Annotated in this window: 28 protein-coding genes; 4 read left to right on the forward strand and 24 right to left on the reverse strand. The window is 44.7% G+C overall.

Features of this window, described 5'->3' with window-relative positions:
• Positions 1–159 precede the first annotated feature (159 nt).
• The 23 genes from SOJ49_RS09875 to SOJ49_RS09985 all read right to left on the reverse strand — a co-directional run bounded on the left by SOJ49_RS09875 (position 160) and on the right by SOJ49_RS09985 (position 18,468).
• A complete protein-coding gene (locus SOJ49_RS09875; RefSeq protein WP_276783097.1) occupies positions 160–414 on the reverse strand; it encodes a DUF5676 family membrane protein in 255 nt (84 codons plus the stop codon).
• A 47-nt stretch (positions 415–461) separates the two neighbouring features.
• Positions 462–920, reverse strand: a complete 459-nt coding sequence (locus SOJ49_RS09880; protein WP_276783098.1) for an ATPase — start codon at positions 918–920, stop codon at positions 462–464.
• 99 nt (positions 921–1,019) lie between these two features.
• Positions 1,020–1,529, reverse strand: coding sequence for a hypothetical protein (locus SOJ49_RS09885; RefSeq protein ID WP_276783100.1), 510 nt, complete (start codon positions 1,527–1,529; stop codon positions 1,020–1,022).
• Entirely contained in the window at positions 1,526–2,485 is a 960-nt protein-coding gene (gene hflC / locus SOJ49_RS09890) for a protease modulator HflC (RefSeq protein ID WP_276783102.1), read from the reverse strand. The genes SOJ49_RS09885 and hflC overlap by 4 nt, the downstream gene beginning before the upstream one ends.
• Positions 2,485–3,459 carry an FtsH protease activity modulator HflK gene (gene hflK, locus SOJ49_RS09895; protein WP_276783103.1) on the reverse strand — a complete coding sequence of 325 codons (975 nt, stop codon included), beginning with the start codon at positions 3,457–3,459 and terminating at the stop codon, positions 2,485–2,487. Before hflK ends, hflC begins: the two co-directional genes overlap by 1 nt.
• 9 nt (positions 3,460–3,468) lie before the next feature.
• Entirely contained in the window at positions 3,469–4,053 is a 585-nt protein-coding gene (gene petA, locus SOJ49_RS09900) for a ubiquinol-cytochrome c reductase iron-sulfur subunit (RefSeq protein WP_276783104.1), read from the reverse strand.
• An 86-nt stretch (positions 4,054–4,139) separates the two neighbouring features.
• Positions 4,140–5,828, reverse strand: a complete 1,689-nt coding sequence (glgP, locus tag SOJ49_RS09905; RefSeq protein WP_015486879.1) for an alpha-glucan family phosphorylase — start codon at positions 5,826–5,828, stop codon at positions 4,140–4,142.
• A gap of 24 nt (positions 5,829–5,852) precedes the next feature.
• Positions 5,853–6,224, reverse strand: coding sequence for a hypothetical protein (locus SOJ49_RS09910; protein WP_015486878.1), 372 nt, complete (start codon positions 6,222–6,224; stop codon positions 5,853–5,855).
• A 15-nt stretch (positions 6,225–6,239) separates the two neighbouring features.
• The gene (locus SOJ49_RS09915; RefSeq protein ID WP_015486877.1) at positions 6,240–6,896 is read right to left on the reverse strand and encodes an isoprenylcysteine carboxylmethyltransferase family protein; all 657 of its coding nucleotides are present in this window, start codon (positions 6,894–6,896) and stop codon (positions 6,240–6,242) included.
• A gap of 11 nt (positions 6,897–6,907) precedes the next feature.
• Complete coding sequence (locus SOJ49_RS09920) at positions 6,908–7,207, reverse strand: DUF2933 domain-containing protein (protein ID WP_015486876.1); 300 nt, start codon at positions 7,205–7,207, stop codon at positions 6,908–6,910.
• Entirely contained in the window at positions 7,204–7,470 is a 267-nt protein-coding gene (locus SOJ49_RS09925; RefSeq protein WP_015486875.1) for a DUF5676 family membrane protein, read from the reverse strand. Before SOJ49_RS09925 ends, SOJ49_RS09920 begins: the two co-directional genes overlap by 4 nt.
• On the reverse strand, positions 7,460–7,813 hold the full coding sequence (locus SOJ49_RS09930) for a P-II family nitrogen regulator (protein WP_015486874.1): 354 nt from the start codon (positions 7,811–7,813) through the stop codon (positions 7,460–7,462). The genes SOJ49_RS09925 and SOJ49_RS09930 overlap by 11 nt, the downstream gene beginning before the upstream one ends.
• On the reverse strand, positions 7,810–8,175 hold the full coding sequence (locus SOJ49_RS09935) for a cupredoxin domain-containing protein (protein ID WP_015486873.1): 366 nt from the start codon (positions 8,173–8,175) through the stop codon (positions 7,810–7,812). Before SOJ49_RS09935 ends, SOJ49_RS09930 begins: the two co-directional genes overlap by 4 nt.
• A gap of 11 nt (positions 8,176–8,186) precedes the next feature.
• Positions 8,187–10,496, reverse strand: coding sequence for a heavy metal translocating P-type ATPase (locus tag SOJ49_RS09940; RefSeq protein ID WP_015486872.1), 2,310 nt, complete (start codon positions 10,494–10,496; stop codon positions 8,187–8,189).
• Positions 10,489–10,920 (reverse strand): MerR family DNA-binding protein, encoded by a 432-nt coding sequence (locus SOJ49_RS09945; RefSeq protein ID WP_015486871.1) that lies wholly within the window; start codon positions 10,918–10,920, stop codon positions 10,489–10,491. The genes SOJ49_RS09940 and SOJ49_RS09945 overlap by 8 nt, the downstream gene beginning before the upstream one ends.
• A gap of 105 nt (positions 10,921–11,025) precedes the next feature.
• The gene (locus SOJ49_RS09950; protein ID WP_015486870.1) at positions 11,026–11,391 is read right to left on the reverse strand and encodes a hypothetical protein; all 366 of its coding nucleotides are present in this window, start codon (positions 11,389–11,391) and stop codon (positions 11,026–11,028) included.
• Between the two features lie 28 nt (positions 11,392–11,419).
• Positions 11,420–11,971 carry a cytochrome c gene (locus tag SOJ49_RS09955; RefSeq protein WP_369854370.1) on the reverse strand — a complete coding sequence of 184 codons (552 nt, stop codon included), beginning with the start codon at positions 11,969–11,971 and terminating at the stop codon, positions 11,420–11,422.
• Between the two features lie 12 nt (positions 11,972–11,983).
• Positions 11,984–12,937 carry a porin gene (locus tag SOJ49_RS09960; RefSeq protein WP_197019447.1) on the reverse strand — a complete coding sequence of 318 codons (954 nt, stop codon included), beginning with the start codon at positions 12,935–12,937 and terminating at the stop codon, positions 11,984–11,986.
• 373 nt (positions 12,938–13,310) lie between these two features.
• Entirely contained in the window at positions 13,311–13,721 is a 411-nt protein-coding gene (locus tag SOJ49_RS09965) for a hypothetical protein (protein ID WP_025265538.1), read from the reverse strand.
• Between the two features lie 966 nt (positions 13,722–14,687).
• On the reverse strand, positions 14,688–15,236 hold the full coding sequence (locus SOJ49_RS09970) for a cytochrome c (protein WP_025265539.1): 549 nt from the start codon (positions 15,234–15,236) through the stop codon (positions 14,688–14,690).
• A gap of 85 nt (positions 15,237–15,321) precedes the next feature.
• On the reverse strand, positions 15,322–15,648 hold the full coding sequence (locus SOJ49_RS09975; protein WP_075273559.1) for a hypothetical protein: 327 nt from the start codon (positions 15,646–15,648) through the stop codon (positions 15,322–15,324).
• 43 nt (positions 15,649–15,691) lie between these two features.
• A complete protein-coding gene (locus tag SOJ49_RS09980; protein ID WP_075274559.1) occupies positions 15,692–16,666 on the reverse strand; it encodes a copper resistance protein B in 975 nt (324 codons plus the stop codon).
• A gap of 5 nt (positions 16,667–16,671) precedes the next feature.
• Complete coding sequence (locus tag SOJ49_RS09985; RefSeq protein ID WP_369854371.1) at positions 16,672–18,468, reverse strand: copper resistance system multicopper oxidase; 1,797 nt, start codon at positions 18,466–18,468, stop codon at positions 16,672–16,674.
• 148 nt (positions 18,469–18,616) lie between these two features.
• Here SOJ49_RS09985 and SOJ49_RS09990 point away from each other — a divergent pair, with 148 nt between their 5' ends.
• The 4 genes from SOJ49_RS09990 to SOJ49_RS10005 all read left to right on the forward strand — a co-directional run bounded on the left by SOJ49_RS09990 (position 18,617) and on the right by SOJ49_RS10005 (position 22,599).
• A complete protein-coding gene (locus tag SOJ49_RS09990) occupies positions 18,617–19,303 on the forward strand; it encodes a heavy metal response regulator transcription factor (RefSeq protein ID WP_276783128.1) in 687 nt (228 codons plus the stop codon).
• Entirely contained in the window at positions 19,296–20,699 is a 1,404-nt protein-coding gene (locus SOJ49_RS09995) for a heavy metal sensor histidine kinase (RefSeq protein ID WP_369854372.1), read from the forward strand. Before SOJ49_RS09990 ends, SOJ49_RS09995 begins: the two co-directional genes overlap by 8 nt.
• Before the next feature lie 21 nt (positions 20,700–20,720).
• The gene (locus SOJ49_RS10000; protein WP_025265544.1) at positions 20,721–22,058 is read left to right on the forward strand and encodes an APC family permease; all 1,338 of its coding nucleotides are present in this window, start codon (positions 20,721–20,723) and stop codon (positions 22,056–22,058) included.
• Positions 22,059–22,140: 82 nt separating this feature from the next.
• The gene (locus SOJ49_RS10005) at positions 22,141–22,599 is read left to right on the forward strand and encodes a hypothetical protein (RefSeq protein ID WP_025265545.1); all 459 of its coding nucleotides are present in this window, start codon (positions 22,141–22,143) and stop codon (positions 22,597–22,599) included.
• Between the two features lie 168 nt (positions 22,600–22,767).
• Here SOJ49_RS10005 and SOJ49_RS10010 read toward each other — a convergent pair whose 3' ends face one another.
• Positions 22,768–24,069: a hypothetical protein gene (locus SOJ49_RS10010; protein WP_025265546.1), complete on the reverse strand. Its 1,302-nt coding sequence runs from the start codon at positions 24,067–24,069 to the stop codon at positions 22,768–22,770.
• Positions 24,070–24,249 lie beyond the last annotated feature (180 nt).

Below are 24,249 nucleotides of genomic sequence, written 5' to 3' on the forward strand. Positions count from 1 at the left end.
TGTCGTGGCCACCCTATTACTCGAAGGAGTTAGTTAATTAGCGTCTGCCGTTTCTCTCATTTGACGACTTACGGAAGCACGCGCAAGCGCTCCAACGGTCTAATCCCGTCGTATTGATACTATTAGCGCGATACCTACCCGCTGTACGAACATCAACACTTATTGCAAACGGTTGTAAATCCCGGCCAGCAGCCATCCGGCGACACCCGCCGCAATGGACCAAGCAACCAGTCCTTTAACGAACCCATAAAGCGTCAAGTGCCAGCCCATATCATTAAGTTGCATATGCAACATATCGCCGGACATAGATAGCATCGTGGTCGGTATTACCATAACCAACACACTGCAAATCAGCCACAAAACCGCTGCACTGACTGCACTGGATATACCAAACTTGAATACGCTGAGTGTCATGGTGATCTCCGTACGTGGTAGTAGTATGTAAGTATAAAATTAGATTTTTACATGTCTTCAAAACGATTGGCCGATTGAGACATTCGCATCATTTCGTGCTCCTCCAGCGAGCTGAGCCCCTCCAACAACTCTCTCGATGACGGAATGTCTGCCCGTGATGCAAGGTCGCGATACAGCTCGATAACTTGTTGGTGTTGTTCGACAATCACCGCCATGATTTGCGTGGCATCAAGTTCGGCAAAGGGCTTGTCACAATGCACATGCTGAACGATCGGATGTTTTTGAACATATTCATAAAACCATGTATTAAGGGCATGTTCTTCGCCCGACTTTTCAAATCCGTTAACGACATCTGTAAGGTGTTTTTCGTGATCGGACAAATAGGCCAGAATCATGCGTGCGCGCTCATTAATATTATTTTCAGCGCAATGCGATAAGCACTGGCTTAGGTGCTGATGAAATTCTTTGGTCCAATGCAGAACATCTCTTAATGTTTCAACTTGCATAATAGTTTCCTCTGGTATCAATTGACGCGACAATTACATATGAAAAATACTGTGACAGCTCGCTTGCGCAAATACATTTTTACCACTTCACGCATAGAACTAATGGCAGCCCCCTTCTTCAGCGGGGTGCGCCAGATTCTCTAATTCACACTCTTCGGTGTAATGAATCCAACCCCGCTTGATACGATCCACCATAGGAGAACCAAGCTTTCCAAGTACACCCTCAATTGTTCGTTCAATATCCTCTAGCGAGACTTCCATCAGGTCGTAAGTTACATAAACAGCTTCGCGATTCGCATTAAATTCCTTAACGCCCATCATACCGCTCACGGCCTTGGATAGTTCTGTAATGTTTTCCGTCGAGATTGTTTCGGAAAAAACAATCTGGTGGCGTTTAATTTGAATGCGGCCTTGCTGCTTTTCCGATGGACCTGTTTTCGGACGACCGCAATACAACCCAGGGTGCGCAATAAAGCGATCTACGCACTGTTGGGAACAAAAATAGTACTGAACACCAAGATGTATTCGCCATAAGTCATCGTGTATGGCTTCCATGCCACACACGGGACAGAGGCGCTCATTTGCAACGAAATACTTAACGCGAGTCATTTTACATCTCTCGTTGTAGCCTCACTCAGAATTCGGTATAAGGCGCTGTCCGTCGTCATCACCAACGTAGTTTTATTGTCGACAACGCTTCGATAGGTCTCCAGTGTTTTTACGAAGTCATAAAGTGCGCGAGACTCTTTCGATTTATTGTATGCGTTGGCGTAAATTTCCGTGGCTTTTGCATCGGCATCCCCCTGAATTGTTTGAATTGTTTTATAGGCTTCCGATTCAATTTCTTGAAGGTCTTTTTCTTTATTACCGATAATTTTGTTCGCCTCGCCTGCACCTTCGGAACGAAATCTCTCAGCAATTTGTTGCCGCTCACTGATCATGCGTTGATATATCTTTTGGCGCACACTTTCATTGTAATTTACTCTTTTAAAACGAATATCCAAAAGCTCTATGCCAAATTCAGATAGTTTGTTTGATGCAGCGGTGTAAATATCTTTCTCCACTTGTCGGCGGCCTCTCAGAATCGGAAGCAAGGTACTAATCTTTGCGATCTCCAACAAAGGGTCTACCTCAGGCTTACGATCTTTAGTTGTACGAATAATCTCTATGAGTTCGTGTTTGGCTACAGCGTTGCGAGTTTCGCTGCCCAGAATATCTTCAAGTCGTGATTGTGCACTACGCTCATCTCGAAGCCGTAAGAAATACTGCAGTGGATCTTTAATTTTCCACCGCCCAAAAGTATCAACCGTAATATACAATTTATCTTTTGTGGGCATATCATTTGCCGCGCCATCCCACAGTAGAATACGTTTTTCGATACGATTCACTTTTTGAATAAACGGTATCTTTAACTTCAGCCCTGAATCCGAAATGATCTTACCCACAGGTTTTCCGAATTGCGTAATGATGACTTGCTCCGTTTCATCAACACGATAAAACGACTGCACGGAAAGAAGAATGACGGGGAAAATTAATAGCGCAAAAATACTCAGCAATTTATTCATTATCTTGCTCCTTTTTGACGATCAAGATTGAGTAGAGGCAGCACATTTCCGGCCTTAGCATCGAGGATGATTTTCTGTTCAACATTTGGCAGGATTACCGCCATAGTTTCAAGATACAGGCGGCGTTCTGTGACTTTCGGAGCTTTAATATATTCTGCCAGTAAGGCATCGAATTTTGATGCATCACCTTGCGCTTCGTTCACACGTTGAATAGCATAACCTTGAGCACCCTGTATATTTTGATCTGCCGTACCCCGTGCGCGCGGTACCGCTTTGTTATACTCACCTCGTGCAACATTAATCATGCGTTCGCGTTCTTGTTGGGCTTCGTTCACTTCGTCAAATGACGCCTGCACAGGTTTGGGCGGATTTACGTTTTTGAGTTGTACCTGGTCAATACGCAGCCCCATTTCGTATAAGTTAACCACTTTTTGCATCTGTATTTGAGCATTGGTTTCAATCTCCTGACGACCAATCGTCAGTACTTCATCGACTGTGCGATCACCCACAACCTCACGCATTACCGACTCCGATATATCACGAAGAGCTTCACCGGGATCCCTCACTTTAAAAAGAAAATCGAAGGCATTTTCAATGCGGAATTGAATCACCCATTCGACAAGTGCCGTATTTAAATCACCAGTTACAATCGTAGTTTCCAAGGCCCACTGTTGCTTCGAACCAACTTGATCTTTAAACGTTGCTCCTGGCGTTCCAAAACCAAACTCTTCTTTAAGTTGTCGCTTGATTGGCACCTGAATAACAGTATCAACACCAAAGGGAATTTTGAAATGCAACCCTGGTTCTACAACACGGTGGTAGTGTCCGAAGCGCTGTAACACGCCGACAGATTCTGCGGAAACCGTGTAATAACTACTGTAACCAAGGTATAAAACAACTGCGGCAACAATGCCGAGCACTATGGTTTTAGGGGACAAATTTAAATCGGGTAACTCCTGCTGTGCTTTTGACATGGGATACTCCTAAGTGGCTTTATCAGTACCGATTTCAACGATACTGTCGTTAATATATGTATGTGGTGGTACGATGAGGTTGGTAGGCGCGGGCACACCTTTATAAACGCGGCCTGCAAGATCAAATTTCGAACCGTGGCAGGGACAAAAGTACAAGCTGTGAATCACACCTATCATTCCGTTCGCCCGATACTCCGGCACACATCCTAGATGCGTACAAATACCCACAACAATTAAAATCTCTGGCCGAATACTTCGCGTGTTGTTTTTGGTATATTCGGGCTGATTATTAATGTCAGATGCGGGATCACGCAGTTGACCAAGGTGTTCTTCGCTTTCCAATATGGCGAGACTCTCTTCAGTTCGACGTAATAAGAAAACAGGTTTACCCTGCCACGCTACACTCACCATCTCTCCCGGCTCAATTTTATCGACATTCACTTGCACCGGTGCGCCGATGGCTTTCGCCTTGGCGCTGGGCTGCCACGATCCAATAAAAGGAATCGCCGCCCCCATCACACCGACTCCTGCAACAAAACCGGTGGCGACGCCTAAAAAGCGTCGTCGATTGTCATTGGGTTCTTTACGTTCCACACTTTCACCTTGTTATACAGACAAATTGTTGGGATTGTCTGGTCACTCTAAAACATCTTATTGTGAGCTCACTGGACTTTTTACTACTACAAATACGCCTCGCACACATAACGGCGCATCATGCGATGACTGTTAAAAAACGTTCCATTTTTTTGAATACAGATTTTCATCATTTTGACCCAGTCGGAGCGACGCTCGTAATACATTGGCAAAGCATCACATTCGAGCTTTTGGTAAAGGCTTAACGCATCGTTACCGTTTTCTGATTCCGAGACACCGCCAATAGCCCAACCAGTTTGTCCCTCGACACATCCCTCTATCCACCATCCATCCATGACACTCAAGTTGGCAACACCGTTAATAGCCGCTTTCATTCCACTGGTGCCCGAGGCTTCAAAAGGTCGTAACGGCGTGTTTAGCCAGATGTCACTGCCCGCTACGAGCAATTTGGCTTGTCTAATATCGTAGTTTTCTAAAAAAACAACAGGAATATCGCCTCGAAGCGACTCACTGAGAATATGCAATTGTTGGATAAGGTGTTTTCCATCAAGATCATTTGGGTGCGCTTTACCACCAAGGACTATCTGAAATGGGTACCGGGCCGCTATCTGCTTAAGGGTGTCGATGTTTGTAAACAATAAATCCACGCGCTTATACGATGTCATTCGTCGAGCAAACCCTAGTACCGGTAAATCATTTTCGAGTAATACGTTTTGAGTTTGATTAATATGATTGATCAACTGAGTTTTTGCGGTTTGATGGGCCTCCCATAATTGATCGCATGGGATTACATCAACGTTTCGTAGTAATTCAGGCTCATGACACCAACCAGGTAAATACTCGTCAAACAATTCAGCGAGTTGCGGGCATACCCATCGATGTGGATGAATGCCATTTGTAATCGCGTGAATACGGTAACCAGGAAACATCTCACGCGAGACATCAGCGTGTTTTTTTGCCACGCCATTCACGTATTGACTTCCGTTCAATGCCAAGCGCGTTAAATTGAGACTTTCGTCGCCAGCCATTTTTTTAAGAATAGTTACTTCGATTTCGGCGCCAATCACGTCCTCCACTAAATCGTAACCAAAGCTGTCATGTCCTGCACCAATCGGAGTATGCGTCGTAAAACAACATAAATCTCGAACACGCGGTAGGTCAAACGGAAACTCGCCAGCCTTAACATCATCCGACCGGAATGGAAATTGTTTAAGAAGTTCGGGAACCAAAAGTGCAGCATGCCCTTCGTTCATATGGTATCGAAACACACTAAATCCCAAGGACTGTAGAATCCGTTTTCCTCCTATACCTAGAATGGCTCCTTGTTTTAATCGGTAACGTGAATCACCTCCATATAAATAATGCGTTAGTTTTTGGTTTTCGGGAGTGTTTTCATCAAGATACGTATCCAACAACAAGATAGGTATGGTTCCATTCATATGTCCGTTGAGTTCGTACAACCACGCTCCGATCCAAACGTCTTCGCCATCCAAATGAATGGACGTTTTTACATGTAAACGAGTTGCATGCTCAGAAGGCTCCCACGTTTCGGGTGATTCCGTTTGCCTACCGTGCAAATCAAGATGCTGACGAAAATAGCCTTCACGACTTACCAAAGTCACTCCTACCATTGGCAAATCCAAGTCGGCTGCGGACAACATGGAGTCGCCAGCAAGCACGCCTAATCCCCCGGAATACGTCGGCAAATTTTCATGCAACGCGATTTCCATGGAGAAATAGGCAACACGAGATTTATTGATAAAGTCGTTTAACATATTTTCGTCCTATCACCGCAATTATTATTTTTTTCGCTTTGTAGGTTGACTTGCACTGCCATGGCAACTCCAAGGCTCTGTCTTTGCATTCTCCTGGATATTTTGATCAACAAAGCGGTAGTAGCCTTCTTTGAAATGCGTCCACCAGTCGTGACTGACTTCAATTTCATGTCCTTTGAGGATCTCTTCCAGCCCGTCAATACAGGTTCTGGTCGCGTCGTACGCGAGGTTGAGCACGTGAGACTTTTCATCAAACGATACTGCGTCAATTCCATAAACCTGATCAATTTCAGCTAATGCCTGTTCCAACGTTTCTTTCGTAGTTGTTTCAAGCTTCAAATGACGCACTACCAAGCTTACTTCTGAAACGCCTAATCGATGTTCTGTGTTTGTCATGAGAATTTTCCTTTACTAGTGTGAATGTGTTGGTTCTTTTGCGACATTCCACGCGGGAATCCATGCAGGCGTACGGTCTTGATAAGCCCGATATTCGTCACCAAATTCGGCCAAGGCCATGGCCTCTTCACGCCTGGCCAAACGGATATATACCCAGACCAATATCGGAAACATGACGACGGTAGGAATGGTTGGCCACTGCAATAAAAATCCAAACATAATTAGAATAAAAGCAATATATTGAGGGTGTCGGCAGCGCGCATACCAGCCAGAGGTTGCGAGCGATCGCGTTTGCTGAGCTTTATGCAAAACCGCCCAGGCGGAGGACAATAGAATAAACCCAAGGAAAATGAGTAGATTGCTCGCGATATGCAAGGGATCGAAATGTGCGTTCCCCTCAAATCCGAATAAGGTATGCAGCAAGTGGCCGTTTTCATGTGCTAAAAAATCGACACCCGGATATTTTTCCGCCAACCAGCCAGATAAAAAATAGATCGTCAGTGGAAAGCCATACATTTCTGTAAACAACGCGACAATAAAAGCGGAAAAGGCGGTAAGGCTTCGCCAATCCGTTTTCGTTTTCGGTTTAACAAAACTAAATGCGAAAAAAATAAAAATGGCGGAATTTAAAATCACCAAAGTCCACAAACCGTATGAAGATTCGCCGTGCATAATACGCCTCCTTAATGTGAGTTATGTTTATGAGTTTGTTTGCGACCCTCTTCCAGGCCACGCTTATAGGCTTCGGACTCATTACCTGAACCCTCACCCTGTTCATCGTGCTCAGCATGATCATCGTGCCCTCCATGACCTCCGTGCATAAAAATGTGCATTAGTGGGCAGAGTAAAATAATAATAAAAGGCAAATACAGAAACAGATGCTGCCGATGTTCCATCAGCAAAAAGTACGTCACCGATGCAATAAGTCCCATAGATGCAAAGCCCTTAGGGCTCATCCAAAACGATTGTTTTTGGTTACTCATGAGAAGCTCCTCAGAGAATATTGATAGAGAGTAACAATGCACCACACTGTTACCCATGAAAAAAAAGACCAGGCCAACAGCCCGACTACGAATGTATCCATCCCCATTTCCCAATCCCATTGAGAAAGATCAAGATGCATCATGGCGCCGGAGATATAGCGCAACGTATCTGGCGCAATTACGACTGCTATTGAACAAAGTACCCAAACACCAGCAACGTAACCTGCGGTAACTGTGGCGATTTTTATTGAATTAATGTTCATTGCGAGACTCCTTAAACGAAAAATCACTCGCTCGCGCCGGTCTCTTATCATGAATCCAGCTCAGTGCCTGCACAGGAACAACGGATACAAGACCTTCACTTTCAGAACCGCTGTAAGCTACCTCTGAAATTAAGCGACAAAGGTCATTAGCCTGTTCATTGGCTGCGTAGATTTCCATCTGAATATGTTTAATCAAATGGTTTTCGTTAAAGCTATCAAAGTAGCGACCACGACCCCTAACGGGATGTAAGGTAAAACCATGAACGCCGTGTTTGATTAATTCATTTTCTACATTTTCCAAACGAAACTCATCAAAAATAGCGACGACTTTACATAGACTCATGCTGTACCCCCTTCCACTTTTATGGAGCCTTTGTACATTTGCATTTGGCAGTGAAATGCGTACTCACCAATACTTAAATTTGGAATATGAATTTTAATCGGCTTATTGAGTGGTAACGTTTCACTGATGTCCAATTCAGGAATCAATAGAGTTTCTGAACAAGGGGATGCATCTTTTCTAAGAAAGGTGATGTCGTGAGAAGTACTCCCATCCAATAAAATATGAGAGGGCTTATACACACCATTTTCGACAACCACGACTACGTCATTTCCACCCAATATTTCCGCTTTAGGCTTGTACAACCAAAACCACCACACGATGAGTGCAATTAAAATTAGTCCACCTATATTTACAATTAACATACTATTTACCCTCAGTGTTCTTTAGCTTTAAATAGACGTAGACGATTTGCGTTAGTCACGACCGTCAATGATGAGAAAGCCATCGCGGCACCAGCGATGACAGGGTTCATCAATATCCCTAGCACGGGATAAAGAATACCGGCAGCCACAGGAACACCCGCCATGTTGTAAACAAAGGCTCCGAATAGATTTTGTTTAATATTGCGCAATGTGGCTTTACTTACGGCAATGGCATCGGCTAGGCCGTGCAGCGAACCGCGCATAAGTGTGATGTCCGCACTTTCAATGGCTACGTCTGTTCCGGTACCGATCGCAAACCCGACATTAGCCAATGCCAACGCAGGCGCGTCGTTGATACCGTCGCCTGTCATCCCGACAATTTCACCGGCCATTTGCAATTCTTGTACTTTTTTTGCTTTATCCTCTGGGAGAACTTCGGCTATAAATTCCGAAATTCCGACTTTTTCTGCCACCGCTTTGGCGGTATCTCGGTTGTCGCCGGTGAGCATGACGACGCGAATCCCATTTTTTTGCAGACGTTGTATCGCTGAAATGGAGTCTTCTTTAATGGGGTCCGCGACTGCAATAATGCCGGCGAACTGACCATCAATGGCAAAGTACATGGGTGTCTTTGCTTCGGCCGCTAGCAATTGGGCTTTTTCGACAAAATTAACTCCCTCTATGACCAACGAAATATTACGTTCATGCATGAGCTTTTCATTGCCAAACAGCACCTCATGCCCGTCAACGTTTGCTTCGACTCCCCTAGCGGTAATGGCGTTGAAGGAAGAGGCTTTACTTAATTCGATAGACTTTTCTTGCGCTGTTTCGATAATGGCGATCGCTAAGGGGTGCTCGGAACCTGCTTCAACACTTGCCGCCAACTGCAACACCTCCTCTTCGGTGCGGCCAGGGGCTACAACAATATCGGTAACTTTGGGTGATCCCAGAGTTATCGTGCCGGTTTTATCGAGGATCATTGCGGTAATTTTGGAAGCCGTTTGCAGCGCTTCGCCATTGCGGATAAGCACACCAGCTTCAGCAGCCTTACCTACCCCAACCATCACCGACATCGGTGTAGCGAGGCCCAAAGCACAAGGACAGGCAATAATCAGAACCGTCGTGGCGGATACAATGGCAAATGCTATCGCGGGTGCCGGCCCAAAATTGAGCCATGCTAAAGCGCTTATGACAGAGACAATCATGACAACAGGGACAAAATACGCAGAGATAAGGTCTGCCAAGCGTCCTATTGGCGGTTTCGAATTTTGCGCGCGTTTCACCATATTGATAATTTGCGCCAGCGCCGTGTCCTTGCCAACACGGGTTGCCCTAAAAACGATGCTACCGGTCTTGTTTAGCGTACCTGCGGCCACCTTGTCACCTTCCGCTTTTTCGACTGGCATGGGTTCACCGGTTAGCATGGATTCATCGATCGCCGTGTGTCCGTCCGTTACCGTACCGTCCACCGGAACTTTTTCACCGGGACGGGCTCGTACCAAATCACCCAATAAAACCTGTTCAATGGGTAGATCGATCTCTTTGTCGTCTCGAATCACGCGTGCAGTTTTAGCTTGTAATCCAATTAAACGTTTTATGGCTTCACTGGTACGACCTCGTGCCTTGATTTCAAGCGCCAAGCCCAAGTCAATGAGGCCAATAATGATCGCCGTCGCCTCAAAATAGACGTGTCGCGCTTGGGCTGGTACAGCCTCTGGGAAAAACACCACTACCATGGAATACAGCCAGGCAGTACCGGTTCCTAGCGCTATTAGCGTGTCCATATTGGCAGAGTGATTGAGGAAAGATTTCCAGGCACCCACATAAAAATGACGTCCAGACGCAAGCAGTACCCCGAGGGTGAGGATCCCAATAATCAACCATACAATTCGTTCCGTTGTCGTATTAACGCTCATCTCACCAGTAATTAGCGCATAAGCCATTAGTGGTGCGCCCAAGGCTAACGCTATCCACGTCTCACGCATTAATTTTTTGTAGTACGCCAGATCTGCTTGTTCTTTTTCATCCAATGCGTCTGGATCCGAGCCGGATGAACCGACTTTAGCGTTGTACCCTACACTTTCCACGGCGTGAATTAACGCTTCTGGATCTGCCGTCCCTGAGACACTTACGGTACGCTGCGCAAAATTCATTTCCGCGTGCTCAACACCCGATACCGCTTTCAGTGCACCTTCAATTTTACCTACGCAACTGGCGCAACCCGCTCCTTCAATAATTAATTCAGTCATCAGCGACGACGTTGATGTCACTGCGGAAGATTCGGCTTGCTCAGAATGGCAATGGCCTTTGGTTTCACTCATCGTTTAATCCTCGCGTGTTATTAGGTGAAAAAATTTCGATTAAGTGGCAAATCATATGCCCCGTGGGTTCGGCATCAGGTAGTCCGTTCCATTCACGCACCGCGTGGCGCATTCGATCCCGCAATTTCTTGGTTTCCGAAAATTGTGCCTCAGTTTCCAATAAACGCTGCTCGATCAACAACCTCACAACAGGACACGGCGTGCTCTTTTTGTCCGCCACCGCTAAAATTTCACCAATATCTGCCACCGTAAACCCAAGTGCCCTCGCACTGAGAATAAAACGCATGCGAGCCTGGTCTCTCGCACCATATTCCTTATAGCCATTACCGGGACTCTTAGTGGGTGACAAGTAGCCTTTACGGGTATAAAACCTAACGGTTTCTGCACTGACGCAAAGCTCTTTGGCTAACTCTTTGACTCGCATAATGTGGCTCTCTCAATCACAGTAAAAAGAAATTCCTAGGTTTTAATCCTATGTTTAATCTTTTTTTGCACTCTAAACCTGCGTGCAAGACACAGGTCAAGTAGTTTATGGGTTATGTTTTTCTCCTTTCATCGTGGCTTTATAATGCTTATGTGTTTTAGCCTGCTCTAAATCATCTTTAGTCTTTTCTTCCTCCTTTTTATCTTTCGATTGGTCGGTATGGGCTTGATGAGACTCACCTGGCATGGTGGCCTTGTAATGCTTATGGTGTGTCTTTTTCGACTCCTCAGTCGAAACATCTTGCTTACTTTGCTCTGCGTTTTTATCCACATATTCCTGATGCGATTTTTCTGGCATGGTTGCCTTGTAATGTTTATGTTGCTCATTTTCGTCCGCCAAAACGACGACAGAAAAACCAAACACCACTGAAATAATTGAAGCTGTAGTAATTCTTGCAAATTGAGTTTTCATTGTTTAGTACCTTTAGTATTTAGTTAAGTTATAGGTTTTTTAGATAATCCAACAACGCATCGATTTCTGCGCCATTCAACGGCATTTTTGGCATGGGCGACGAAGGATTATTGAATTGGGGGTTTTTGAGTTTTTGGATAAAAAATTCCTCACTCTTGCTGCCAACAATTGAATCTAAAGCTGGACCAACGCTACCGCCTTTACCTTTTATACTGTGACAACCCTGACAACTGTATTTTGTAAATAATGCTTTCCCGCTTAAGGTTGGTTGGTTGTTTTGAAAGGTATTACTTTCGCCAATATCATTTTTAACCAATGCAACAAACTGCATCACGGCATCCGTTTCTTTACCCGTTAAATGTGCCTTTTCACGCATGTGCGGCATGATCACGGCCCACTCTTCGAGAGAAAACTCATCCAGTGAACGCGCATTGTGGCAACGCGTGCAGTTGTTGTTGAACACCTCCGCACCGTTTATGGGCTGTGATTCTGCGTTCGCCCACGCTACGTTAAACGCCAGCCACACGAATCCAGAAATGTATAGTGGTGATTTTTGTAATATTTTTGAAAATGATTTCATGGTTAAATTCTCCTAGAAGCCGTAACTTAATTGAATGGCAAGGCGCTGATCATCTTCACCCTCTTCCACATCGGTGTCGTCATAAGCGATCTTGATAACCGCGCGGGCATCTAACCAATAATTAACGCCCACCATCCATCGGCTGGCTTCTGCCAATTTATTGGTTTCTGCGTATTCGAGAACCAATTCAGTTCCCGCTAACGATGACCAAATCTTTCCTGTTTGCAGAGTACTTTGTAGATACCAACCATCTCGTTTAAAGGTGTGGATCTCAGTCTCGCCTTCCTCTTCCTCAAGACCATCCGTTTGAGTTTCGATATACTCACCACGCACCAAATAATGTGATCCAATCAGATTTACATCAAATCCTTGGGCCGTAAAATCTAAGATTTCATCGTCATCATACGTGGCGCTGTAATAGGAAGTGCCGACCTCAATACCCGGCAACATGGCATAAGCCACGCGTCCACCAAACGCCTTATTTTTATTGTTGTCACCACTACCAGCTTCGAACGCAAGCTCTGGAAGCTCTGCATGTCCATCTTCTTCCGTAGCTTCTTCTGCGAGATCTTCCTCATGCTCATCCGCTTCTATTCCTGGACCATTGGTGCTGTATAAATCGACAAAGATTTTTTGATGATTACCTATAACAAAGGTTTGCTGAATGGCAACCCCAACATCACTCAAAATGGGCAGCAATGCTTCCATTGCCTGGCTACTACCGTGAGAGCCATAAATTCCTGGCGTCCAAGGGGAACGATTGATCCAACTGGGGTGAATGTTTGGCCCGAATTGACCAAAAGGAACCAAAAACTTACCGGCCGTAAGCGTGGTGGTATCAGTAAGAAAATAATGCAAATCGGCGTATTCCAGTTCAACTTCGGTTTCGCCTTCTGCATTTAGACTGATCTCCGTTTCAGCTTCGACATGAATCTTGTCACTTAGACTAAATAAAAATATCGGCACGAAACGTGCGCTATAAGCACTACTGTCCTGAAGCTCGCTGGTTTCGCGTATTTCACGTCACCGTAACCGCTAAGTACGAATCGCGCGCTATCAATTTCACTAGCATTTGCAGCTGATAACGAAGACGCAGCGACGGTTATCGCCGCCAAATATTTAACAGGCATTGAATATCTCCCCTTACATGCCGGCGCAATATTGCACATGCACAAAAAAATGAAAAAAATGAAAAAAATGAAAAAAATAATATTGGTATAAAGAGGGAGGGTAAAAATGTTGTCGCTTCAGCTTCACATGCCGCGGTAGACACATGCACGGGAAGAGGATTTATTTTCCAGATAACAAATTTGGAAACGACAGACGGATTTGCCCTAGGTTAGGCAAAAATGGGAGGACGAATAAGAGACTGATCGTGTGCAGCCAATACATAAGTGTAATGAACTGTAGGTTCAAAGTCAGAAAAGCTTTTAAGCATTACCCCGAGCCCCATGTGCGTTACGGCATGGCACTGACAATGGCTCATATCTCCATTTAAACAGGGGCCGCAGTCATGCGTGGACATCACTTTTGTAGCAGCATGATGGTCATGCGCTGACGTTTCGTGAGTGTCAATACTATGATGCTTTTCTTGCACCATTTGGCCTAGGTTGTTCTCAATGGAAGCATGATCATGAGAACTATGATCATGTGAATCGCTTGCAGGTGAACAAGCAAACGCAAGCGATAGTAGGGGCTGGCTGAGCAGCACCCAGACTAACACTATCGCTTTAAATCGCTTGCTTGTCATAGTCTCACCTAGAATATTAGCTTTCGCTATTGTAAAGGGTATTATCTCAGTTTTGAGCTTTCATTATATTGATTTAAGTCAATCAGATTAGACCTAGGAGTTATTTTTTGTCTTGCATAGAGCCAACGAAAACATGTGTTTTAAAATCAACCGTCATTCAACTCGGCAGAAACGGAACCCACAAAATATCTCAAACCTTTTTGGCACACCAATAAACCTAAGCGAATGAACATTGAAGATGTATTACTCTATACGCGAATAGTTTCTCCGTATAGGAAAGCAACGATATTCTCCCCAGTATAATTATCAGTGCGAATGACCGCCATGACCGCCATGACCGCCATGACCGCCATGACCGCCACTATCTCTTGGCGTATAACCTGTCGTTTCACAAGCGCTCAATGTACCTATAACCCCTAAAACCATAAGCCCGAATAAAAGATGTTTTTTCATCGTATATTCTCAATTGATTAATAATGTGATCGCGACATTGCACCGTCACGCTATTTTACGCTATCCAACAGTTTGTTTACTTGCTTAAGAAAACGATCGCTTGATTTTAATGTACGATCCAGCTCCTTAAAATAATCTATTTCCGAATCTTTATTTATGCACCGGCGTACGGAGGAGTCCGACGCAAGCTCGTTGCGCAACAAGAGCAATCTCGATCGAAGTGAATTTAGCTGAGCATCCAAACTTTTTCTCATCCCCTTTAAATCACTCTCGGACTCAAATTCCGATTGATACGTAGTAATGTACTCCGTACTCTTCCTCAACTCCCTGTTTGGATCCTCACCATTGTGTGCATAAGCTTTTCCAGCAGAAACTATTAAAAATAGGGCTATTGGTATTAATTTTAATCTCTCATTCATGATAATGCTCATTGTCCTTAAAAAATGGCTACCCAAACCAGCAACTAAGCGGATAGCTAATATCAGGCGATGGAGCCTTCTTTAATGACGCCCATCATTTTTCACTTTGTTCTCGTGCGGTAATTATTTGGTATTGCTCTGTACTTAGATCAGGTAAGCGCTGAAGAAATGCCACCATTGACCAAATCCGATTATCATCATGGCCTAGCCCCCAAGCAGGCATTCCTGACGCCTTGATACCATGCTTAATTATCCAAAATTGACGCGCCGCTGCTTTTTCGTCACTCAGTTCATGCGCATGACCATGTTCGTCATTTTGCATGCTTAAATTTGGCGGCATTGGATACAAGCCCTCACTGAAATCAGATCGCATTTTCCCTGGCTTCAAATGGCAGCTCGAACACATATCATTATAGTCAGCACCACCAGCCAGTAAACGATCTGGATCATCCAAATTGGCTGGCACAACTACATTTTTTGCCGCTCTAGCTATAGACTGCTCTCGTAAAGTTTCCAGCACCCAATAGGTTAATTTATTGTGCGGAACATCTGCCCCCATTGGATAAATTCCCGAATATATAAATCCAACACCGCCAATAAAAATAGCAAAGGAAATTATTGCAGTGTATTTAATGATTTTCATAGAGATCTCTTTTTATAAAAATGATACAGCCATGCGATTCAATTATACGAAAAATATAAACGTCCTAGAAATATATTCAAACAAATCAGTGGGATCCATGATCATGGGATGACGATTTATCATTTTTTGTGGATGAATCCTCTTGATGATCATGACCATGGTTTTCGCTGGCTTCGCCAACCTCTTTTATACTGTTAGATTCATCATGTTTCATCTTACCCATACACTTTTTCATCATCGCTTGCATAACAGGATCATTCATATCCATTTTGCTGTGGTCCATTTTTTCCATTGGTGCACAATCTGGTTTTGCAGCTTGTTCCATATGCTCTTTCGGATCATGCGCTAACGTGGACACTGTGTACAACGCACTTGAAAATGCTAGACATAATATGACGATGTTCTTTTTCATTTTTTAAATCCTCTAATTAAAAATATTACTTACTTTTTTACAATTAAAACCAAAAACGCAAGCCCGCGACATAACGTGTTTCAGAGCTTGTCTCACCAGCAGAACGCGCAAAGTCGGCTGTGTTGCCAAACATTTTTGTTCGTTCAACGCCGACATACGGTGCAAACTGTCGAGAAAATTCATAACGCAACCGCACACCGAATGCTGATGAAGAAAGGCCTTGTCCAACACCGTTGAATTCATCGTCTTTACCGTAGCCGGTTATTTCAGCGCGAGGCTGCAGTATCAGTCGCTGTGTAAGCATCAACTCGTATTCGACCTCTACAGCGAGCGCGGTTCTACCATCAACATCAACGTAGCCCGCCACATCCAACTCAAACCAATAAGGCGCTAAACCTTGTACTCCCACGGCCAGCCATTGTCTGGACTCGCCCTCTTCAGCACTGTCAACTCGAACGCCTATTTGGGTGTCCCAAAAAGTGGATATAGCATGACTCCAAAGAATATCGGTTTGACTTTCTTTGAGCGTGCCCTTGTTAATATCGCCTTCAGCCTTAACAACCAATCGATCGTAAGTCGTGCCAACCCAAGCTTGCACATCATAAAGACTTATTTCACTGTCACTATCGTATTCAAAGCGATTGGCGAGAAACGATTTAAAGACATGCTCATCAGCAAGTTTTAATTGTCGCGGCCCGCTTTGCACATATGGCCCTTCGGTAAGGGTATATCCGCCAGAGTAGGCATGCGGATCACGAAGATCAGATACATTTGCTCCCATATTTGTGTCGTTATCCATTGATCCGGAATTTCCACTTAAATGAGGTTTGGACGTCTCTAGCATTTCAGTCTCAAGCTCGCTTTCATGGCCCATTTTTTTGTGGTCCATTTTTTCTTCGGTCACTTTTTCCTGGTTCATCGTTCCATGACCAGAATGTTCTTGAGCCTGAAGTAACGGACTTATAAGCGTTAACGCACCAACTGCAAAAGCTGTTTTAATAATTTGTTCAATTTTCATAATTCTCATGACACCACCACTTCGCGGAACATGCCTGCATCCATATGAAAAAGTAGGTGACAGTGCCATGCCCAACGCCCGAGATCGTGCGGTGTCGTTACGAAGCCTATCCTCTGAGCTGGCTGAACAGGAATCGTGTGTCTGCGAACCAGCGGCTCACCTTTATCGTTTTCCAGATCACTCCACATTCCGTGCAAATGCATTGGGTGGGTCATCATGGTGTCGTTTTGCAAAATGACGCGCACGCGTTGACGGTGCTTCAGATGCACCGGCGTGCTTTTGCCGAACTCTAAGCCGTCAAAGGACCAGCTATAGCGCTCCATATTACCGGTGAGATGCAGTTCGATTTCACGCTCGGGTATGCCACTATCAAGAATGCCATCTCGCGATCTCAGGTCGGATAGCGTCAGCACTCGCCGACCATTATTACGTAAACCAACGCCCGGATCGTCGAGGCTGGTGCGAGGCATATCCACACGCATATCGACAGAAGGACCAAATTCCGTGCTGGCATGACGCACGGTTTGTGAGGGCATTGCTAAAGGGTTTTGATGTGTGGAATGAACGCTGTGGTCCATCGCCATGCCACCGTGATTCATACCCGGCATGGAATGACCCATCGCCGCGTGATCCATCGCAGCGCCGTCATCACCGTGAGACATCGAACCCATCATATCCTTCATCTCAAGCCACTCAACGGGGTCGAGGTCTGGAATTTCTGCGCTAAGGCCTCGCTCGGTCGCTAATGTTCCACGCGCATACCCTGTTCTATCCATGCTCTGTGCAAAAACCGTATACGCATCGTCTTTAGGCTCCACCAAAACATCGTAAGTTTCACCGGGACCAAAACGAAATTCGTCAACGCTGACAGGTTCGACATTTTGCCCATCTGCTTGCACAACCGTCATTGCCAACCCTGGAATACGGACATCGTAAAAGCTGTTGCTCGCGGCGTTAATAAACCGCAGCCGAATTCGCTCGCCCTTCTTGAACAGACCGGTCCAATTTCCGGCAGGTGTGGTGCCATTCATCAGATACGTCAGTGTTGATGCGGATAGGTCGGCCAAATCCGTAGGATTCATACGCATTTGGTTCCACATCCGTCGCTTTTGCATGGCGTCTTTTATGCCGCCATTTGAAGCGTCACGTAGAAAATCTATAACCGTTGGCTGGTTGAAATTATAAACGTCACCCTGGATTTTCAATTTACTGAAGACACGCATCGGGTCCTCATCAGTCCAGTCGGATAGCTGCACCACATAATCCTGGTCTGATTGAATGACTTCTTTTTCACGGGGCTCAATAATCAGGGCACCATACATCCCTGTCATCTCCTGGAACCCACTATGAGAGTGATACCAATATGTACCACTTTGCTGGAGCGTGAACCGATAGACAAACGTTTCACCCGGCGCAATACCTCTAAAACTGATGCCCGGAACGCCATCCATCTGAAACGGAAGAATAATCCCATGCCAGTGAATCGATGTAGGCACTGATAGTCGGTTTGTTACGCGAATCGTGACGTCATCCCCTTCACGCAGACGGATCGTTGGCGCAGGAATTGACCCATTAATTGTAGTGGCTAGACGAGTCACACCCGTGAAATTCACCGGCGACTGCCCAACCACTAAATTTATCTCTGAACCTTGCAATACAGGTGCGGAGCCTAAGCGAGTATGGGGAGACAACTGCCCAGCCCTCAAAACACTTGGCATTGTCGCCAGAACGCCACCAAGCGCTAGCCCCTTAACAAAGCGTCGGCGTGGCAACATAAGATTGGTCATATCGGAATCACTCATACATCACTCTCGAACTAAACAATGCTATACACCATACTGCCCAAGGCTTTCACACACATGACCCAAAGATGACAATTCTGTAATCTTACCGTCACCTTGTTGTTGGTTAGATTTGACATACTATACGCTTAGGATATCGAGGAGCGGCATGCGACTTTTAATAGTAGAAGATGAACAAAAGACCGGCGATTATCTGAAACAAGGATTGAGTGAAGCTGGGTTCCTCGTGTCGCTTGCGAGAACTGGACTCGATGGACACCATTTAGCCATGACAGAAGAATTCGACCTTTTGATTCTTGATGTCATGCTTCCCGACGTGGATGGTTGGCGTATTCTTCAGTCAATACGCGAATCGGGGCAAAAGACACCCGTGCTTTTTCTGTCAGCCCGAGACAATGTCGACGACCGAGTTAAAGGATTAGAGCTTGGCGCAGATGACTATTTGGTTAAACCCTTTGCGTTTGCAGAAGTATTAGCGAGAGTTCGTACACTGTTGCGTCGAGGTCAAGCTCCTGCAATAGTGGATCAGCTTCAAATTGGCGATTTAATACTGGATATTCCTCGACGACGCGTCACACGACAAGGAAAGAAAGTTAACCTAAGCCACAAAGAGTTTTGCTTGCTGGAATTATTGGTTCGCCGACAAGGTGAAGTACTCACCCGCTCACTCATCGCTTCCCAAGTGTGGGATATGAACTTTGATAGTGACACTAACGTCATTGATGTCGCCATTCGCCGCTTACGCAAGAAAGTGGACGAAGGTTTTGACGTTAAGCTCATCCATACCATAAGAGGAATGGGCTACACCCTAGACTTGGAACGCAATGATGATTAGCCATACACGACGACCGCTCTCTTTGACGCTGCGTGTGCTTTTTTTTGTTGCTACCGCATTTGGTGTAAGCCTGGTAGTGATCAGCCAATTATTGCTTTCTTCCATAGAACATCATTTCATCGAACAAGATGCGGACGAAATTAATGTGATGGTTAACTCGATTAAAAAAGCACTTCACCAATCGCCCACTGACATACTCAAGAATCAAGAGGCACTCTCTCAAGCGATATCTGGACATCATGGCGTTTATTATCAAGTCGAACGCAATGGCGTCTTGCATTACAGCTCATCAGATATAAATTTTCGTCCGCCAACCACGGACTTTCCTGTGGTAAAAAATATTACGGCAAACACACTGCAAACATGGAGAAATAAAGATAGAGGCTATCGAGGCATCGTAACCTTGGTAACCATCGATAAAAATCAATATCGTATTATAAGCGCGATCGACAGAGATTTTCACCAAGGCTTTCTCGAAAACTTTACGCAAAGTGTTGCGTTGATTCTATTTGGTGCCGGTGTTCTTACATTATTCGCGGCTTGGCTGGGCGTTCATCAAGGGCTGAAGCCTCTACGAGGACTAAGCGATCAAGTGGATTTTATCCAGACCGATAAATTAGATTCTCGGCTCGATATGCACTCAGTCCCTGTAGAGTTGAAACCGCTAGTTCAATCGTTTAACCATATGTTAACGCGTATTGAAGAGGGGTTTATTCGGTTATCTCATTTCTCTGCTGATATAGCCCATGAGTTAAGGACGCCGCTGACTAATATTGTGACGCAAACACAAGTGGGATTAAGTAAAGAAAGAAGAACTGAAGACTACCAAGAACTATTGTACTCAAATCTTGAAGACATGGAGCGACTGAGCAAAATGGCGAGCGATATGCTGTGGCTTGCCAAAAGTGAAAACGGATTAATCACCCCAAGCTTCGAGACAATCAATATCCAGGAGGAAGTTCAGTCGCTTTTCGATTTTTTCGAAGCACTCGCAGAAGATACTCACATCACCTTGGCGATCTCTGGCAACACCTCCAATATATCTGGGGACCGTGAATTAATACGACGAGCATTGACCAACTTACTATCGAACGCCATTCGGCATACACCAGAAGGAAAAACTATAAAGGTAGTTCTCGTTGATACTGCCAATGATATGGTTGGTATTTCTATCACGAATGAAGGCAGTACAATTTTATCGGAACATTTGGAGCGTATTTTTGATCGATTTTATCGCGTCGACCCTTCTCGGCAACGGCACGGGGACGGTACCGGGTTAGGACTCGCCATTGTTAGAACCATCGTTGAAGCTCACAAGGGTGTAATTCACGCACAATCCAATAGCCATTCCACGACATTCACCATACATCTTCCAGTCGATGGCCCTTCTCATTAAAATAAATTGAAAGGACAAAATATGTCTCAAGAAACTGAACGATCAAGTCATTATAAATCGAATAGTTTGTCTTTATGGGGCACTGTAATGCTAGGCACAGGCGTCATGATCGGCGCGGGTATTTTTGCGCTTACCGGTCAGATCGCCGAGATGACCGGCCCACTTTTTCCGTTGGCCTTTCTGGCTGCAGCAATTGTTGTGTCTTTTAGCGCCTATTCCTACATTAAGATATCGTCTGCTTACCCCTCCGCTGGAGGCATAGGCATGTATCTTCATAAAGCTTATGGTCACAGTTTGCCCACGGCCTTCAACGCACTATTAATGTACTTTTCAATGGTGATTGCTCAAAGTTTTCTCGCACGAACATTCGGTTCATATAGCATGCAATTGTTCGGAGGAGATCAAGACGGTTACATGGTTTCACTTCTTGGCGCAGGTCTTATTATTTTTGCTTTTATTGTCAACCTGTTAGGCAATCAACTAATTCAGAGTATTGCTTCGTTTATTGGCGTTCTCAAGATCTCTGGCATCATAATATTTGGTTTGATCGGCGTGTGGGTTGCAGACTCAATTAACGTTGACTTCGCCAGTCAATCTGAAGCGGGAGGTAGCATCGGCAATTTTCTTGGCGCTACGGCACTCGGCATCCTTGCATTTAAAGGGTTTACCACTATTACAAATAGTGGATCGGAAGTTAAAGACCCCAAAAAAAATATCGGCAAGGCGATAATTATTTCCATTTCTGCTTGCGTGGTCATTTACTTATTAGTGGGGTTCGCAGTTTCCAGCAATCTATCACTTGATGAAATCATCGAGACCCAGAACTACTCTTTGGCCGCAGCAGCCAAGCCAGCACTCGGCGACATTGGCGTTTGGTTCACCGTTGCGATCGCGATCATGGCAACAACCGGTGGCATCGTTGCAAGTATTTTTGCGGTGTCACGTATGCTCGCGATGCTAACGGAAATGAAACTTGTACCTCATAGCCATTTTGGCATGTCAGGTAGGATTCAAAAGCATACGCTTGTTTACACCGTTGTGTTGGGTTTAATTCTCACAATATTCTTTGACCTCACGCGCATTGCTGCTTTAGGCATCGTTTTTTACTTGATTATGGATATCGCTATTCAATGGGGTGTTCTACGTCACTTGCGTGAAGACTTAAAGGCAAATGCAGTGATACCCAGCATTTCTATTTTTTTAAATTTGGTGGTTTTGGGTGGATTCGTTTGGGTAAAAATAAATTCTGATGCTTTCGTTATCATCATTTCAATACTAACAATGACGGCTATTTTGATCACTGAATGGGCTTTTCTCAAGTATGGAAAAAGCAATAAAAATGAGCATGCGCATCATTAACAAGAGTATGAGTACAGCGTGCGCTCAGCCGATTTAACATCAATAGTCGGGAACTAAACAAAAATAGTTAGAGGATATTATCATGCAAATTGAAACCTTAAGAGATGTACTGATCTGGACCAAGGAATTTCACCAACACTTAAGTCAGTGCCTATCTCACTGTGCAGATAAGAACACCGACGAACGAGCTAGGATGATTCTAGCTTATCTCTCAGATCACGAAGAAAGCCTGACAAAGGTTGTCAATGGCTTTGAAACCACAGGTAATGAACACGCACTGAATACTTGGTGCTACGAATATGTCAACAAACGGCCTATCGTTCAGCATGCACACTGCGATGCACCTTTCTCCGAGCTTGATTCCGAGCAGATAATCGAGATAATTGTCAATCAGCACCAGCAGGTAATTGAACTTTATCGTTTTCTCGCCTCGCGGGCGGATATACCTTCTGCTCGGGAAATGTTGACGTCACTCCGATTGTTAGAAGAGCACGAAATGATGCGCATGGTGCAATCGACAAATCGCTTTGAGGATATGTAGATGGCCAGTTCTTGATTTTAAATACTAAAAGTAAATTGAAATCAATAGATCATTATTGCAGTCGACTTTACTATGGTTAATCTATTAGCCCTTCAGTACTAATGATCAGGGAGATGCGTCACTGTTCCCCTACTTTTAACAAAAGATTGTCGGTCCTGGATTTAGTCGTCAGTCAGGAGCTAGGTCAGCAATAAAGACTGGCGCGAAGCCACCACCCTCAGTTCTAAAATTAGTTGTTTGCCCTTGATAAAGACGGGCCGCCAATAATTGAATTTCGCCGGCATAAACATAAGCGCGAAGATCCATCTTCAAAGTCGTTTCTTGTCCATCGACTAATATACCTCGCTTACTCGGCATCACTATTTTTTGCGCGACATAGTCACCTTTTAATATTTCATTCCATACTCGCTTGGTGAGTTTGTCGCCACGATAAGTCGCACGACTACCAAAGCCCGCAGCAGGCTTGAAAAAGAGTTGCTTTCGGTCTTGCCATAGCTCCGTAGCGTTCTCATTCGTAACTCTATATGTGGCTGGAATACCTGCCTGTAAAATAGCAATATCCCCTTCATTTGCTCCCAGATGAGCTAATGCATACCCATCACTTAATAGAATGAGATTACGCTTATTTGCGTAGAGTGCGTGATGATATGGATTTGGCGTCACAACTACTCCATTAGTTTCAAAAGCTTGGCGCAGTGCTAGATTTTCTTTCTGTTCTAAGGTGAAATCAGTTAACCGATTGTAAACTAAATCAATAATCTGATTTTGACATTGAAGTTTACCATCAATAAGTTCTAGCTCACTAGGGTCGGCAATAACGGCGGTTAATCCTGCTTTTTCGAACAAACGTTGCGCCATTACAAATTCAGGATATAAAAATTGTTGCTTTGGATTTTCATCAATAATAGCGATGACTTTAAGCGGCTTGTCTTCGCGCTGTAATGCCCACTCGTGTAAAAACATAGCCATGAACTCTGCTTCAATGTCTGTTTTTAATAGTGGTAAAGGTATATTTTCTACACGACAACATTTTACTTGAGCATTCGCTAGCGCTGCATTTAGTAATGCACCACCTGCATTGGTATTAATTTCAATAAGTTTTGGGCCTTGTTCACTCATGTGAAAGTCATAGCCCATAAATACACCTTCGGTCTCCATACCATTCGTCCCTATGTTAGGAGCCTGCTCTAATACTTGTCGCTCGTATCCAGAAAGTTTAACAACTTGTGCAATCGCACCAATAATGTGACGCATTTGCTCTGCATGAAGTGGCGAAATAAAGACGCTCGTATTCGAGAACAATTGTGGATGGGTGGCGAGTACATCTTGATTGAGAGTATCGGTCTGCAAAAAGGTGTGGAGCTGCGTGCGGTCCAATGTTTTACAAAAACAACTTCGATTTAATCGGTCCGCAATGCTATCACTCACGGGCTCACTGCCGTGATCAGGTACGTCGTTTATACTAGCCATACGTTTGTCCCATTGTAAATACGTTTACGCCTTCCCCGACGCGAGTAAGACCAGGCGCACGGAGCGATATTTATTGCCAAACTCATCCAGCATCGATTTCTTTTCTCTTCTTGCTAACAAATCTGGACAATTACGATTCTTACCCGAAAACCAAGACAAAACGACACTTAACCCCGAAGT

Source organism: Candidatus Thalassolituus haligoni (genome assembly GCF_041222825.1).
Taxonomy (GTDB): domain Bacteria; phylum Pseudomonadota; class Gammaproteobacteria; order Pseudomonadales; family Oceanobacteraceae; genus Oceanobacter; species Oceanobacter antarcticus.

Coding starts and splice junctions, on each gene's coding strand:
- SOJ49_RS09875 (WP_276783097.1), bottom strand. CDS start 414: ATGACACTCAGCGTATTCAAGTTTGGTATATCCAGTGCAGTCAGTGCA.
- SOJ49_RS09880 (WP_276783098.1), bottom strand. CDS start 920: ATGCAAGTTGAAACATTAAGAGATGTTCTGCATTGGACCAAAGAATTT.
- SOJ49_RS09885 (WP_276783100.1), bottom strand. CDS start 1,529: ATGACTCGCGTTAAGTATTTCGTTGCAAATGAGCGCCTCTGTCCCGTG.
- hflC (WP_276783102.1), bottom strand. CDS start 2,485: ATGAATAAATTGCTGAGTATTTTTGCGCTATTAATTTTCCCCGTCATT.
- hflK (WP_276783103.1), bottom strand. CDS start 3,459: ATGTCAAAAGCACAGCAGGAGTTACCCGATTTAAATTTGTCCCCTAAA.
- glgP (WP_015486879.1), bottom strand. CDS start 5,828: ATGTTAAACGACTTTATCAATAAATCTCGTGTTGCCTATTTCTCCATG.
- SOJ49_RS09910 (WP_015486878.1), bottom strand. CDS start 6,224: ATGACAAACACAGAACATCGATTAGGCGTTTCAGAAGTAAGCTTGGTA.
- SOJ49_RS09915 (WP_015486877.1), bottom strand. CDS start 6,896: ATGCACGGCGAATCTTCATACGGTTTGTGGACTTTGGTGATTTTAAAT.
- SOJ49_RS09920 (WP_015486876.1), bottom strand. CDS start 7,207: ATGAGTAACCAAAAACAATCGTTTTGGATGAGCCCTAAGGGCTTTGCA.
- SOJ49_RS09925 (WP_015486875.1), bottom strand. CDS start 7,470: ATGAACATTAATTCAATAAAAATCGCCACAGTTACCGCAGGTTACGTT.
- SOJ49_RS09930 (WP_015486874.1), bottom strand. CDS start 7,813: ATGAGTCTATGTAAAGTCGTCGCTATTTTTGATGAGTTTCGTTTGGAA.
- SOJ49_RS09935 (WP_015486873.1), bottom strand. CDS start 8,175: ATGTTAATTGTAAATATAGGTGGACTAATTTTAATTGCACTCATCGTG.
- SOJ49_RS09940 (WP_015486872.1), bottom strand. CDS start 10,496: ATGAGTGAAACCAAAGGCCATTGCCATTCTGAGCAAGCCGAATCTTCC.
- SOJ49_RS09945 (WP_015486871.1), bottom strand. CDS start 10,920: ATGCGAGTCAAAGAGTTAGCCAAAGAGCTTTGCGTCAGTGCAGAAACC.
- SOJ49_RS09950 (WP_015486870.1), bottom strand. CDS start 11,391: ATGAAAACTCAATTTGCAAGAATTACTACAGCTTCAATTATTTCAGTG.
- SOJ49_RS09955 (WP_369854370.1), bottom strand. CDS start 11,971: ATGAAATCATTTTCAAAAATATTACAAAAATCACCACTATACATTTCT.
- SOJ49_RS09965 (WP_025265538.1), bottom strand. CDS start 13,721: ATGACAAGCAAGCGATTTAAAGCGATAGTGTTAGTCTGGGTGCTGCTC.
- SOJ49_RS09970 (WP_025265539.1), bottom strand. CDS start 15,236: ATGAAAATCATTAAATACACTGCAATAATTTCCTTTGCTATTTTTATT.
- SOJ49_RS09975 (WP_075273559.1), bottom strand. CDS start 15,648: ATGAAAAAGAACATCGTCATATTATGTCTAGCATTTTCAAGTGCGTTG.
- SOJ49_RS09980 (WP_075274559.1), bottom strand. CDS start 16,666: ATGAAAATTGAACAAATTATTAAAACAGCTTTTGCAGTTGGTGCGTTA.
- SOJ49_RS09985 (WP_369854371.1), bottom strand. CDS start 18,468: ATGAGTGATTCCGATATGACCAATCTTATGTTGCCACGCCGACGCTTT.
- SOJ49_RS09990 (WP_276783128.1), top strand. CDS start 18,617: ATGCGACTTTTAATAGTAGAAGATGAACAAAAGACCGGCGATTATCTG.
- SOJ49_RS09995 (WP_369854372.1), top strand. CDS start 19,296: ATGATTAGCCATACACGACGACCGCTCTCTTTGACGCTGCGTGTGCTT.
- SOJ49_RS10000 (WP_025265544.1), top strand. CDS start 20,721: ATGTCTCAAGAAACTGAACGATCAAGTCATTATAAATCGAATAGTTTG.
- SOJ49_RS10005 (WP_025265545.1), top strand. CDS start 22,141: ATGCAAATTGAAACCTTAAGAGATGTACTGATCTGGACCAAGGAATTT.
- SOJ49_RS10010 (WP_025265546.1), bottom strand. CDS start 24,069: ATGGCTAGTATAAACGACGTACCTGATCACGGCAGTGAGCCCGTGAGT.